This is a genomic window from Pseudomonas sp. SDO52101_S400, assembly GCF_054071635.1.
This window is the reverse complement of sequence record NZ_JBSVWF010000022.1, coordinates 54455-66951: the sequence shown is the minus strand read 5'-3', so window position 1 is coordinate 66951 and position 12497 is coordinate 54455. Positions and strand designations below refer to the sequence as shown.

Below are 12497 nucleotides of genomic sequence, written 5' to 3'. Positions count from 1 at the left end.
CTAGTGTCGATCTATCGATAGATGCCGTCGATCAAGCGGCCGCTGACGATTTCTGATACAGCGCGAAACAAGCCTCGGCCAGTGCCGAACGCGGCGCGCCGCGGCGCATGATCAGGCCCAGCCGGGCGAGGGTCTGGGCGCTTTCGATCGGTTGCAGACGCAGATCATCGGTGAGGCGTTCCAGGCCGCCGTCCAGCGGCATGATCGCGCAGCAGAATCCACCGTGCACAGCTTGTAACAATTGATGCACGGCGTCGGTCTGCAACAGGGGCTGAGGCGTCAGGCCCCGGCTGTGGAAGTTGTGGTCGATGGACTGGCGAAAGTGCATGCCGCTGGTGAGCATGCCCAACGGCAGTTCGATCAGCGCCTGCCAGCTCAGCGGTGCTTCGCCGAAGCTGAAGGAACGCTGATCGTAAAGCAGGCCCATGCGGGTTTCATCGAACGCCAGGGATTCGAAACGTTCGTTGTCGAGACGATCCAGGTAGGACACGCCGATGTCGATCCGGTTGTCCGCCAGTTGCTCGAGGATCTGCTCCGAACTCAGTGCCGACAATTCGAAACGCAGTTCCGGGTGCGCAGCGTGCAGGCGTTGCATCAACGGCAGCGGATCAAAACTCGACAGCGGCACCACCCCCAGCCGCAGGGTGCCGATCAGGTTGCCGCGACAGGCCGCCGCTTCAGCCTGCAAGCCGTCATAAGCTGCCAGCACCGTCCGGGCCCAGGCCAGTACTCGTTCGCCCGGCGCGGTAAAACCTTCGAAACGCTGGCCGCGATTGACCAGCGGCAGATCAAGTTCCTCTTCGAGGCTGCGCAGGCGCATCGATAAAGTCGGCTGGGTGATGTGGCAGCGGGCGGCGGCCTGACCGAAATGGCGGGTTTCGTCGAGGGCGATGAGGAATTTCAGCTGCTTGATGTCCATCTTCGCTCCGGGGCGCTGGCAAGGGTGGGCGATTCTACCGCTTGCACGGGGGCAGGGTCATTGGTCGGGCCGGAACCGGGGTGGTTCGCGGTGGTCTAGGCTTGGGCGTCTGGAACTTAAATCAAGGAGTGTGTGCCATGAGTCTTTTGAGCTTTGTAAAAGAGGCCGGTGAGAAGCTGATCGACCTGTTGACCCCCGGCAACGCCAATGCCAGTGAGCAACTGAAGGAACACATCAGCAAGGTCGGGCTGGGTAACCCGAATGTCCAGGCCACCGTGGACGGTGACAAGGTGACGGTCACCGGCGAGGTGGCGAGCCAGGAAGAGAAAGAGAAGATTCTGCTGGCGGTGGGCAATATTGAAGGCGTCGGCAGTGTCGATGACCAGATCACCGTGACCGGGCCGGTGGTGGCTGCCGCACGTTTTGTCGTGGTGAAAAAGGGCGACACCCTCAGCGCGATTTCCCTGGCTGTGTATGGCAATGCCAACCAGTACAACAAGATTTTCGAGGCCAACAAGCCAATGCTCAAGGATGTGAACAAGATCTATCCGGGGCAGACGCTGCGTATTCCTGACTAATCTTCGAAACCTCAATCGCGAGCAGGCTCGCTCCCACATAGGAATGCATTTCAATTGTGGGAGCGAGCCCGCTCGCGATGGGGACGACGCGGTCTACAGGCCCGCAATCAAATCCCGATAATCCTCAACCGCCGCAAACTCCGCCGTGTCCTTCGGCCCCTTGCGACTGTCCGGTTCCTTCACGGCCAACAGGTGCGCCACACCAAAGTCCCGTGCACTGCGCAGGATCGGCAAGGTGTCGTCGATGAACAGGCTGCGCGCCGGGTCAAAACCGATATCGGCCTGCAAGGCATCCCAGAACTGCGGCTTCTCCTTGGGAAAACCGTAATCGTGGGAGCTGATCAGCCGCTCGAAGTACGGCGCCAGTTCAACCCGTTCCAGTTTCAACGACAGCGAATCGCGGTGTGCGTTGGTGATCATGATTACCCGTTTCCCGGCGCGTTTGATCGCTGCCAGAAAGGTGTCGGCGTCCGGACGCAGAGCAATCAGGTGTGCGGTTTCCAGCTTCAGCTCGCGTACCGACAGCTTCAATTCCGCGCTCCAGAAATCCAGGCAATACCACTGCAATTGACCGGCATGACGCTCGAACAACGGCTGCAATTCCATTTCCGCCATGGTCCGGCTCACGCCATGCAGGTCGGCGTAGCGCTGCGGCAGGTGTTCCAGCCAGAAGTGGTTGTCGAAGTGCAGATCCAGCAACGTGCCGTCCATGTCCAGCAGAACGGTATCGATGTCGGACCACGGTAATGAAGGCATGGCAACGTCTCGAACGGTAGAAAGATATCCGACGCAAACAATCGGAAAAGCCGCGTTATAGTAGCGCGTTCACGCCAAGGAGCTTTGCATGCGCCAGAAACCAACCGTACTCGCCCGGGAAATCGTCGCCACCAGTCGTCTGTTCTGCGTCGAAGAGCTGAAGCTGCGCTTTTCCAACGGCGTGGAGCGCACCTACGAGCGGCTGGTGGGCAAGGGCGCCGGTTACGGCGCGGTGATGATCGTGGCGATGCTCGATGCCGAGCACGCGGTGCTGGTCGAGGAATACTGCGGCGGTACTGACGAGTACGAACTGTCTCTGCCCAAAGGGTTGATCGAACCGGGCGAAGATGTGCTGGCGGCGGCCGAGCGTGAGCTCAAGGAAGAGGCAGGCTTTGGCGCGCGGCAGCTGGAACACCTGACCGAGTTGTCGTTGTCCCCCGGCTATATGAGCCAGAAAATCCAGGTGGTGCTTGCCAGCGATCTTTATGAAGAACGACTGGAAGGCGATGAACCGGAGCCGATGCGGGTGGACAAGATCAACCTGCGTGATCTTTCGTCACTGGCGCAAAATCCGCAATTTTCCGAAGGTCGTGCCCTGGCGGCGTTGTACCTGGCCCGCGATCTGCTGACCCAGCGCGGTTTTTTCCAGTCATGAGTGAGATGTCGATGAGTTTTCCCCATCCGTTGATGGCACCGGTGGTTGAACTGGCGCTGCGGGCCGGCGAGGCGATCCTGCCGTTCTGGCGCGTCGATGTGGCGGTCACCGCCAAGTCCGATGATTCGCCGGTGACCGCTGCGGATATCGCCGCGCATCATGTGATCGTTGCCGGCCTGACCGCCCTGGATCCGAGCATTCCGGTGCTGTCAGAAGAGGACGCCAACATCCCGCAAAGCGTACGTGCCGGATGGCAGCGCTGGTGGCTGGTGGATCCGCTGGATGGCACCAAGGAATTCATCAGCGGCAGTGAAGAGTTCACCGTCAATATTGCCTTGATCGAAAATGGCCGGGTGGTCTTTGGCGTGGTGTCGATGCCGACCAATGGGCGTTTCTACGTCGGCGGTGCCGGTATCGGTGCCTGGCGTGGCGATACGGGCGGTACGCCGGTGGCGATTCAGGTACGCGACGTGCCAGGGCCTGGTGAAGCCTTCACTGTGGTTGCCAGCCGCCGTCATTCGAGCCCGGATCAGGAACGCTTGCTGGCCGGTTTGAGCGCCAGCCTGGGTGAGTTGCAACTGGCCAATATCGGCAGCTCGCTGAAGTTCTGCCTGTTGGCTGAAGGTGCGGCGGACTGCTATCCGCGACTGGCGCCGACCTCCCAATGGGACACGGCGGCGGCGCAGGGCGTTCTGGAAGGGGCGGGCGGCGAGGTTCTGGGTTTGAACGGTGAAGCCTTCTGTTACCCGGCGCGCGAATCACTGCTGAACGAGTTCTTCCTGGCGCTGCCGGCAAAAGCGGCGTGGCGCTCGAAGCTGCTGGAACTGGCCCGTTCCTGAGCCCATTTCCATACCTCAGCGGTGCAGGACGTACTGCCCGCTGAACGTCACCGCATCTTCATCGCTCCCCGCATTGACGACTCGCGTATGCAGCGTCAATCGCGCCCGGCCATAGCGCTGATACATCGTCAGAAACTTCTTCCAAACGGCCGCGCTCGGCGCCGCGCAGATCGCGACGGCATCGCCGGTCACCGGCAGTGGATAACTGATCTGACCTTCCTGGATCACGATGTGGCCGTCGGTGATGCCTTCTTCCTTCAAGCGCAGATGCAGCCAGCCCCAGCCGGCCAACACCGCGCCACAGTACAGGCTGCCGCCGAACATGGTGCTCTTGTGATTGACGTTGGCGTCCAGCGGCAAGTGCAGGCGCAATTGCTGTTCCTGCCAGTCGAGTACTTTGAGGCCCATATCCCGGGTCAACGGGATGTCGTGGTGGAGGACGGATTCCAGATATTGGCTGTCGCGATTCATTCGGATTCGTCTCCATGGCTGCTGCTGTCGGCGAAATTCAGCCCGTGCTTGCGCAGTTTGTCGTGCAGGGTTTTGCGCGGAACGCCCAGGGCTTCGGCGAGACTGCGCACCGAGCTGTGCGAGCGGGCCAGTTCGGCGGCGATCAATGACTTCTCGAAATTTTCCACCTGTTCACTGAGGCCGCCGCTGGTGACCTCGATGGCCGCGCTGCTGCCGTCGGGCTGAGTGTTATCCAGCGCCAGTTCCAGGCCGAGGGCGAAACGCTCTGCCGCGTTCTGCAATTCCCGCACATTGCCCGGCCATGAGTGACGCAGCAGCAACGCCCGTTGCGCCGGTTGCAGTTCATGGGGCGGCAGACCGTGGCGGGCGCTGGCTTCGTCGGCATAGTGCTGGAACAACACCAACGCGTCTTCGCCCCGTTCACGCAGTGGCGGGATGCGCAGCGGCGCCACGTTGAGGCGGTAATACAAGTCGGCGCGGAAGCGGCCCTGATCGGCGGCCTGGCGCAGGTCTTCCTTGGTCGCGGCGATGACGCGGATGTCCAGCGGGATCAACTGATTGCCGCCCAGCCGTTCGACGACTCGCTCCTGCAGCATGCGCAACAGTTTGACCTGCACGTCCATGCTCATGCTTTCGATCTCGTCGAGAAACAGCGTGCCGCCGTTGGCGAATTCGAACTTGCCGATCCGGCGCTTCTGCGCACCGGTGAACGCGCCGGGCTCGTGGCCGAACAGTTCGCTTTCCACCACCGACTCGGCCAGTGCCCCGGCGTTGATTGCCACGAACGGGCCGTTGCGCCGGCTCGACAGATCGTGCAGGGCGCGAGCGACGACTTCCTTGCCGGCGCCGGTTTCGCCGAGGATCAAGACGTCTGCCTTGGTCGCGGCCAGCGCACCGATCTGCTCGCGCAGGCGCGCCATCGGGGCCGAGTGGCCGACCAGTCGGGCGCTCAGTTCGTTGCGGTCGCTCAGGGCCATGCGCAGGCTGCGGTTGTCCAGTACCAGACGCCGCAGGGCCAGTGCGCGGCGCACGCTGTCGAGCAGGGCGTCGCTGGCGAACGGTTTTTCGAGGAAGTCATAGGCGCCGGCGCGCATGGCCTGCACGGCCAGCGGCACGTCGCCGTGGCCGGTGATCAGCAACACGGGCAGCTCAGGATCCTGGGCGTGCAGTTCGCTCAGCAGTTCCAGACCGTCCATGCCGGGCATGCGGATGTCGCTGACCACCACGCCGGGCCAGTCACGCTCCAGTTGGGCGGCCAGGCCCTTGGCTTCGGACAGCGGAAGGATTTTCAGGCCGGCCAGATCCAGCGTCTGGCCCAGGGCCTGACGCAGGTGCGGATCGTCGTCGATCAGCACCACCTGAATGCGGTTGTCGATGGTCATGCACTTCGATCCTCGGACGGTTGCAGGCTGACCCCGGGCGCGCCGGCGCGCAGCCGCAGGGTGATCAAGGCGCCACCTTGCTTGTGGTTGGCGAACGACAGTTCACCGCCGAAGGCGCGCATCAGGGTTTCGCAAATGGCCAACCCCAGACCAAGGCCCTGAGTGCGGGTCTTGGTGGTGTAAAACGGTTCGCTGGCGCGGCCCAGGGCTTCCATGCAGAAACCCGGGCCGTTGTCGCGAATGTACAGATTGACGCCTTCACCGGTGGATTCGGCACTCAACCACAGTTTGCGCGGCGGGCCTTTCTCGGTCAGGGCATCGAGGGCGTTGGCCAGCAGATTGCCGAGGACCTGGCGCAGACGGGTTTCCCCGGCCTCGACCCACAAAGTCGCGGCGGGCAGGTCGCGGATCAGTTCGACGTCCATGCTCCGGCGCCGCTTGGCCAGCAACGCCAGCGCGTCGTCCAGCGCCGGTTGCAGGGCCACGCTTTCCGGGGCGTGGCGATCGCGGCGGGCGAAAGCGCGCAGGTGAGCGATGATCGACGCCATGCGCCCGGTCAGTTCGCTGATCAGTTTGAGGTTGCCGCGAGCGTCGTCGGTGCGCTGATGGTCGAGCAGCACTTCGGCGTTTTCGGCATAGCTGCGGATTGCCGCCAGCGGCTGATTGAGTTCGTGGCTGATGCTCGCCGACATGGTTCCCAGCGCCGACAGTTTGCCGGCCTGTACCAGATCGTCCTGAGCCCGGACCAGTTCCTGCTGGGCCTGTTCGCGTTCCAGCACTTCCTGTTTCAGACGACGGTTGAGTCCTTCCAGATCGCTGGTGCGTTCGGCTACCCGGCCTTCGAGTTCCCGTCGCGCCTTGGCTTCGAAAGCGATCCGTTCCAGGTAATGGCGGCGGCGCTGCATCATCAGTCCGAGCAACAGCATCACCACCAACAGCGCGGCACCACCGACGGCCACCACGGTGCGCACCGGGCGGTCGATCAGGGTGCGCGGAGCCAGAATGCTGACACTCCAGCCGGTTTCTTCGATGTCCCGGGTCTGGGTCAGCCAAGCGGTCGGGCTGAGGTTCAATGGACGCGGCTCGCGAGTCGGGTACGGCTGGATCGCGGTGATTGCCGAGCGTTCGTCGTTACTCAATGGACGGGTCGAACGGAAGCGCCATTCCGGGCGCGAGGTGAGAATGACCACGCCATTGTGATCGGTCACCAGCAGTTGTTCCGGGGTTTTGCCCCACAAACTTTCGGTGTGGTCGAGGTCGACCTTGATCACCAGCACACCGATGATTTTCTCGCCATTGCGTACGGCCGCCGCGAAGAAATAGCCGCGTTTGGCGGAGGTGGTGCCAAGCCCGAAGAAGCGGCCCAGGCGTCCGGCCATGGCTTCGCTGAAGTAGGGCCGGAAGGCGAAATTACGCCCGACGAAGCTGTCGTGCTTGTCCCAGTTCGACGCTGCCAGCGTCCGGCCGGAGGTGTCCATCAGGTACATGACTTCGGCGCCGGTCTGGGCGGCGATGTTCTTCAGCAGGCGATTGGCGTTGCCTTGGGTGACACCGTCGTCCGGTGCGCCGACGACCGCCCGCAGGGCCGGCAGGTCACCGAGGATCTGTGGCAACACTTCGTAGCGATGCAGGGTGCCCAGCAGGTTGGCGACGTAGAGGTCGAGGGTCTGGCGATTCTGGCTGGCCAGTTCACTGCGGTAGTAACGCTCGGCGAGATGTTCCAGCGGCCACAGCAGCGGGGCCAGGCAAAGGGCCAGCAGGGCGAGGCTGCGCCAGCGGGGGCGGCGGGGAAGGGTCGGAGTCATGAGCATCGAGCGCCTGTGGATACAGGCGCATTATGCCTAGGCTTGCAGCACTTCAGGAAAAGACGTCGGCATCCTTGAGCAGGGCCGCTGCCTGATCCTTGGCCGACAGTTTCGGCGCTTCGTCCAGTTGCCAGTCGATGGCCAGATCCGGGTCATCCCAGCGAATGCTGCGTTCGGCCGACGGGGTGTAGTAGTCGGTAGTCTTGTAGAGAAACTCGGCGAATTCGCTCAGCACCACGAAGCCATGGGCGAAGCCTTCCGGCACCCACAGCTGACGGTGATTGTCGGCGGACAGACGTACAGCGACCCACTTGCCGAAATGCGGCGAACTGCGACGGATATCGACGGCGACATCGAGTACTTCACCGGCCGTGACGCGGACCAGTTTGCCCTGGGTATTTTCCAGTTGGTAATGCAAACCGCGCAGGACGCCTTTTTGCGAGCGGGAATGGTTGTCCTGGACAAATTGCGTGTCCAGGCCGGTCGCTTCCTGGAAAGCCTTGGCATTGAAGCTTTCGTAGAAGAAACCGCGCTCGTCACCAAATACCTTGGGTTCGATGATCAGAACACCGGGCAGGTCGGTGGTGATTACATTCATGAAAAAATTCCAGTGGCTGGTGTGAATGGCTGACATTCTTGCGCAAAGTGCCAGTGGGCGCGAGTGCCGACTTGCAAATACGCCCTGCGCGCGCGGCACGGGGGACGGATGGTCGGGGGGTTGCTTATCGCCCGAAGCAATGGCGATATAGGCGCCTAATAAAATTTCAGGGGTCGTTCCATGTCGTTCGCCACGTTGATTCATCGCGCCAGTCTGCCAGGCCCACAGGTCACTCCGGAGCAGGCCTTGCAGGTTCTGGCGCAGCATTACGGGCTGAACGGCACGTTGCAGGCCCTGGGCAGCCAGCAGGACCTCAACTATCGCGTGGACAGCGAGCGCGGGCGGTTCGTGCTGAAGATCTGTCGGGGCGACTATTCACTGGTGGAGTTGCAAGCCCAGCACGCCGGCCTGAAGTATCTGGCCGAACACTGCGATGTCCACGTTCCCCGGGTCATCCCGGCCAATGACGGGCAAGACCTGTTGTCGCTGAAGATCGGCGGTGAAGCGGTGCATGTGCGGTTGCTCGATTACATCGAAGGCCAGCCACTGACGGCGCTCGATCACCTGGGCCACGAAGTCGTCGCCGGGTTCGGCCGGCTCTGCGGCGAAATGGACCTGGCCCTGGCCGGCTTCGACCACCCGGGACTTGAGCGGACCTTGCAGTGGGATGCGCGCCATGCCAGCGCGTTGATCGAGCATCTGCTGCCTGTGATCGAGGATCAGCGCCAGCGCGTACTGATTGCCGAGGCCGCCGAACAGGCCGGTCGCCGTCTGCAACCGTTGCTGGAAAAGTTGCCGGTGCAGGCGATCCACATGGACATCACCGACGACAATGTGGTCTGGCAGCGTGATGCCCGGCGGCACTGGCAGTTGCAGGGCGTCATCGATTTCGGCGATCTGGTCCGCACCTGGCGCATCACTGATCTGTCGGTCACCTGTGCGGCGTTGCTGCATCACGCGGCGGGTGATCCGTTTGTGATCCTGCCGGCAGTGCAGGCCTACCACGCGGTCAATCCGTTGCAACACGAAGAATTGCAGGCGCTGTGGCCGCTGATCGTGGCGCGGGCGGCGGTGCTGGTGCTCAGTGGCGAGCAACAGGTCAGCATCGATCCGGGCAATACCTACAGCCGCGATAACCTCACCCATGAATGGGAGATTTTCCGGGTCGCGACCTCGGTGCCGTTGGCATTGATGGAGGCGGCGATCCTTTCGGCGGTCGGGCAAGCGTTGCCAGCCATCGACGGCGAAGGCTTCGCGCCGTTGCTGCCGGGACTGGTCGGGCGTGAGTTCGCCTTGATCGATCTGGGTGTGTTGAGCGCGCACTTCGAGGCGGGCAACTGGGAGCAACCGGGCATCGATCAACGTCTGTTGAACGAGGCGGCTGCTATCCACGGTCTGGCCGCCAGTCGATACGGGCAATACCGTTTGTCGCGCACCCGGCCTGACAGCGCTGATGAACCAGAGACATTCCCGCTGCACGTTGAGTTGCGCGTACCTCAGGGTACGACGGTGGAAGCGCCGTTTGCGGGCGTTCTGCACCTGTCGGCCGACGGCGCGCTGCGACTCGACGGCCCGCAACTGAGCGTACGCCTGTGGGGCGTGACGCCGTCGTTGCACAGCGGCGCGGCGCTGGTCAAAGGTCAGGTGCTGGGTTCGGTGGACGGTCCGTTGATCGTGCAACTGGTTCGCGATGCGCATCTGGAGGCACCGCTGTTCTGCACGCCGACCCGCGCGCTGGCGTGGCAGGCGCTGTCACCATCGCCGGCAGCACTGCTGGGCCTGGCCTGCGACGCCGAGCCGGAACTGGATGCGCAAACCCTGCTGGCGCGCCGTGACGCCAGTTTCGCCCGCACCCAGAAACACTATTACGTCGACCCGCCGCGTATCGAACGTGGCTGGCGCAATTACCTGATCGACATGCAGGGCCGCTCCTACCTCGACATGCTCAACAACGTCGCGGTGCTCGGGCACGGTCATCCGCGCATGGCGGCGGTCGCGAGCCGGCAGTGGTCGCTGCTCAACACCAACTCGCGGTTCAACTATGCGGCGGTCGCGGAGTTCTCCGAACGCTTGTTGAAGCTGGCGCCGGAGGGCATGGACCGGGTGTTCCTGGTCAACAGCGGCAGCGAGGCCAATGATCTGGCGATCCGTCTGGCCTGGGCCTACAGCGGCGGGCGCGACATGCTCAGTGTGCTGGAGGCCTATCACGGCTGGACGGTCGGTGCGGACGCGGTGTCGACCTCGATCGCCGACAACCCGCAGGCGCTGAGCAGCCGTCCCGACTGGGTGCATCCGGTGACCGCGCCGAACATCTATCGCGGCGAATTCCGGGGGCTTGATTCGGCACCGGACTACGTGCGCAGTGTCGAACACAACCTGGCCAAAATCGACCAACAGAAACGGCAACTGGCCGGGTTCATCTGCGAGCCGGTCTACGGCAATGCGGGCGGGATCTCGCTGCCGCCGGGCTACCTGAAAAAGGTCTATGAACTGGTGCGCGCCCGGGGCGGCGTATGCATCGCTGACGAAGTGCAGGTCGGTTACGGCCGCATGGGTCACTTCTTCTGGGGTTTCGAAGAACAGGGCGTGGTGCCGGACATCATCACCATGGCCAAAGGCATGGGTAATGGCCAGCCGCTGGGCGCCGTGATCACCCGCCGGGAAATCGCCGAAGCGCTTGAAGCCGAGGGTTATTTCTTCTCGTCCGCCGGCGGCAGTCCGGTGAGTTGCCAGATCGGCATGGCAGTGCTCGATGTGATGGAAGAAGAAAAACTCTGGGAAAACGCCCAGTTGGTCGGTGGGCACTTCAAGCAGCGACTGGAGGCGTTGATCGATAAACATCCGCTGGTTGGCGCGGTGCATGGCTCCGGGTTCTATCTGGGGGTCGAACTGATCCGCAATCGGCAGACCCTGGAACCGGCGACCGAAGAAACCACATTGTTGTGCGATCGCCTGCGCGAGCTGGGGATCTTCATGCAGCCGACCGGCGATGACCTGAACATTCTCAAGATCAAGCCGCCGATGGTCACTTCGCGCCAAAGCGTGGATTTCTTTGTCGACATGCTGTCGAAGGTGCTGGAAGAAGGCCTCTGAGCCTGTGGTAGTCCGATTAATACCGATTTCTATCGGTATTAATCGGTAAAAACAAAACTCGTTATTTGTTTTTAGCTTTTAAAGTCGATATTTATCGTTTATAAAGTCGCCATAGTCCGTCGTCCAAACCTGTTCGGCGCGTTGAACACCCTCGACCGTTCCCTGGAGTCCTGATCGACATGACCACCTTGAAAAGTACCCCACGCGCCGATGGCTTCTACATGCCGGCCGAATGGGCGCCGCAAACCCAGACCTGGATGATTTGGCCCGAGCGTCCGGACAACTGGCGTCTGGGCGGCAAGCCCGCGCAGGCCGCTCACGCCGCTGTGGCCAAGGCCATCGCGCGTTTCGAGCCGGTGACCGTGGCGGTGTCCGCCGGTCAGTACGAAAATGCTCGCGCTCGCCTCGACGTGCCGAATATCCGCGTGGTCGAGATGTCCAGCGATGACGCCTGGGTCCGCGACAGCGGCCCGACCTTCGTGATCAACAACAGCGGCGAAGTGCGCGGTGTGAACTGGGACTTCAACGCCTGGGGCGGCTTTGACGGCGGTCTGTATTCGCCGTGGAACCGCGATTCCCAGGTCGGCGGCAAGATCCTTGAAATCGAGCGCAGCCCGCGCTATCGCACCGAAGGTTTCGTGCTTGAGGGCGGCTCGATTCACGTCGACGGCGAAGGCACCCTGATCACCACCGAAGAATGCCTGCTCAACCGCAATCGCAACCCGCACCTGGGCCGCGAGGAAATCGAAGCGGTGCTCAGCGAAAACCTGTCTGTGGACAAGATCATCTGGCTGCCCGATGGCCTGTTCAACGACGAAACCGACGGCCATGTGGATAACTTCTGCTGCTACGTGCGTCCGGGCGAAGTGCTGCTGGCGTGGACCGACGATCCGCAGGATCCGAACTACCCGCGCTGCCAGGCCGCAATGAAAGTGCTGGAAAGCAGCACCGACGCCAAGGGCCGCCCGTTCACGGTGCACAAGATGCCGATCCCGGGGCCGCTGTTTGCCACCGAAGAGGAATGCGCGGGCGTGGACCCGGTGGATGGTACTCAGGAGCGCAACCCGAGCGTGCGTCTGGCCGGTTCCTACGTGAACTTCCTGATCGTCAACGGCGGCATCATCGCGCCAAGCTTCGACGATCCGATGGACGCCCCGGCCCGGGAAATCCTGCAGAACCTGTTCCCGCAGCACGAAGTGGTGATGGTGCCGGGCCGCGAACTGTTACTGGGCGGCGGTAATATTCACTGCCTTACCCAACAGCAACCCGCTCCGCACAAAGAGTGAGTGCGGATGTAACAGCTTGAGTTGATTGAAAAATCGACCGGGCAGTCATTTGTTGCCCACGCTTGAAGAGAAACCCGCAGCCCGTCAGGACTGCGGGTTTCTTTATGTCCGCCTG

11 protein-coding genes are annotated in these 12497 nt (G+C 62.4%); 5 read left to right on the top strand and 6 right to left on the bottom strand.

From position 1 onward, the window contains the following. Window positions 1-31 precede the first annotated feature (31 nt). Window positions 32-919, bottom strand: a complete 888-nt coding sequence (locus ACW9HX_RS13545) for a LysR family transcriptional regulator (protein ID WP_457380994.1) — start codon at window positions 917-919, stop codon at window positions 32-34. Window positions 920-1056: 137 nt separating this feature from the next. Between ACW9HX_RS13545 and lysM the strand changes: the two genes are divergently transcribed. Continuing rightward, window positions 1057-1497, top strand: coding sequence for a peptidoglycan-binding protein LysM (gene lysM / locus ACW9HX_RS13540; protein WP_065257779.1), 441 nt, complete (start codon window positions 1057-1059; stop codon window positions 1495-1497). 93 nt (window positions 1498-1590) lie between these two features. On the opposite strand, the gene yrfG is transcribed toward lysM, so the two are convergent. Beyond that, window positions 1591-2253 carry a GMP/IMP nucleotidase gene (gene yrfG, locus ACW9HX_RS13535; protein WP_457380993.1) on the bottom strand — a complete coding sequence of 221 codons (663 nt, stop codon included), beginning with the start codon at window positions 2251-2253 and terminating at the stop codon, window positions 1591-1593. Window positions 2254-2341: 88 nt separating this feature from the next. Between yrfG and nudE the strand changes: the two genes are divergently transcribed. Both nudE and cysQ read left to right on the top strand, forming a co-directional pair. After that, window positions 2342-2908, top strand: coding sequence for an ADP compounds hydrolase NudE (gene nudE / locus ACW9HX_RS13530; protein WP_102620611.1), 567 nt, complete (start codon window positions 2342-2344; stop codon window positions 2906-2908). A 5-nt stretch (window positions 2909-2913) separates the two neighbouring features. Then, window positions 2914-3747: a 3'(2'),5'-bisphosphate nucleotidase CysQ gene (gene cysQ / locus ACW9HX_RS13525; RefSeq protein ID WP_457381013.1), complete on the top strand. Its 834-nt coding sequence runs from the start codon at window positions 2914-2916 to the stop codon at window positions 3745-3747. A 15-nt stretch (window positions 3748-3762) separates the two neighbouring features. Here cysQ and ACW9HX_RS13520 read toward each other — a convergent pair whose 3' ends face one another. Genes ACW9HX_RS13520 through rfbC form a run of 4 tightly spaced genes read right to left on the bottom strand, consistent with a single transcriptional unit; the run spans window position 3763 to window position 8003 of the window. After that, complete coding sequence (locus ACW9HX_RS13520) at window positions 3763-4218, bottom strand: YiiD C-terminal domain-containing protein (RefSeq protein ID WP_457380992.1); 456 nt, start codon at window positions 4216-4218, stop codon at window positions 3763-3765. Beyond that, entirely contained in the window at window positions 4215-5600 is a 1386-nt protein-coding gene (locus tag ACW9HX_RS13515; protein ID WP_457380991.1) for a sigma-54-dependent transcriptional regulator, read from the bottom strand. Before ACW9HX_RS13515 ends, ACW9HX_RS13520 begins: the two co-directional genes overlap by 4 nt. Then, complete coding sequence (locus ACW9HX_RS13510) at window positions 5597-7405, bottom strand: sensor histidine kinase (protein WP_457380990.1); 1809 nt, start codon at window positions 7403-7405, stop codon at window positions 5597-5599. Before ACW9HX_RS13510 ends, ACW9HX_RS13515 begins: the two co-directional genes overlap by 4 nt. A gap of 52 nt (window positions 7406-7457) precedes the next feature. Continuing rightward, window positions 7458-8003, bottom strand: a complete 546-nt coding sequence (gene rfbC / locus ACW9HX_RS13505) for a dTDP-4-dehydrorhamnose 3,5-epimerase (RefSeq protein WP_457380989.1) — start codon at window positions 8001-8003, stop codon at window positions 7458-7460. 180 nt (window positions 8004-8183) lie between these two features. Between rfbC and ACW9HX_RS13500 the strand changes: the two genes are divergently transcribed. Both ACW9HX_RS13500 and aguA read left to right on the top strand, forming a co-directional pair. Continuing rightward, the gene (locus ACW9HX_RS13500; RefSeq protein ID WP_457380988.1) at window positions 8184-11096 is read left to right on the top strand and encodes an aminotransferase; all 2913 of its coding nucleotides are present in this window, start codon (window positions 8184-8186) and stop codon (window positions 11094-11096) included. 179 nt (window positions 11097-11275) lie between these two features. Then, the gene (gene aguA / locus ACW9HX_RS13495) at window positions 11276-12382 is read left to right on the top strand and encodes an agmatine deiminase (RefSeq protein WP_007952634.1); all 1107 of its coding nucleotides are present in this window, start codon (window positions 11276-11278) and stop codon (window positions 12380-12382) included. Window positions 12383-12497 lie beyond the last annotated feature (115 nt).

What these genes read in the sequence shown, in the direction of transcription:
- ACW9HX_RS13545 (WP_457380994.1), bottom strand. Translation starts at nt 919, where the DNA reads ATGGACATCAAGCAGCTGAAATTCCTCATCGCCCTCGACGAAACCCGC.
- lysM (WP_065257779.1), top strand. Translation starts at nt 1,057, where the DNA reads ATGAGTCTTTTGAGCTTTGTAAAAGAGGCCGGTGAGAAGCTGATCGAC.
- yrfG (WP_457380993.1), bottom strand. Translation starts at nt 2,253, where the DNA reads ATGCCTTCATTACCGTGGTCCGACATCGATACCGTTCTGCTGGACATG.
- nudE (WP_102620611.1), top strand. Translation starts at nt 2,342, where the DNA reads ATGCGCCAGAAACCAACCGTACTCGCCCGGGAAATCGTCGCCACCAGT.
- cysQ (WP_457381013.1), top strand. Translation starts at nt 2,914, where the DNA reads ATGTCGATGAGTTTTCCCCATCCGTTGATGGCACCGGTGGTTGAACTG.
- ACW9HX_RS13520 (WP_457380992.1), bottom strand. Translation starts at nt 4,218, where the DNA reads ATGAATCGCGACAGCCAATATCTGGAATCCGTCCTCCACCACGACATC.
- ACW9HX_RS13515 (WP_457380991.1), bottom strand. Translation starts at nt 5,600, where the DNA reads ATGACCATCGACAACCGCATTCAGGTGGTGCTGATCGACGACGATCCG.
- ACW9HX_RS13510 (WP_457380990.1), bottom strand. Translation starts at nt 7,405, where the DNA reads ATGACTCCGACCCTTCCCCGCCGCCCCCGCTGGCGCAGCCTCGCCCTG.
- rfbC (WP_457380989.1), bottom strand. Translation starts at nt 8,003, where the DNA reads ATGAATGTAATCACCACCGACCTGCCCGGTGTTCTGATCATCGAACCC.
- ACW9HX_RS13500 (WP_457380988.1), top strand. Translation starts at nt 8,184, where the DNA reads ATGTCGTTCGCCACGTTGATTCATCGCGCCAGTCTGCCAGGCCCACAG.
- aguA (WP_007952634.1), top strand. Translation starts at nt 11,276, where the DNA reads ATGACCACCTTGAAAAGTACCCCACGCGCCGATGGCTTCTACATGCCG.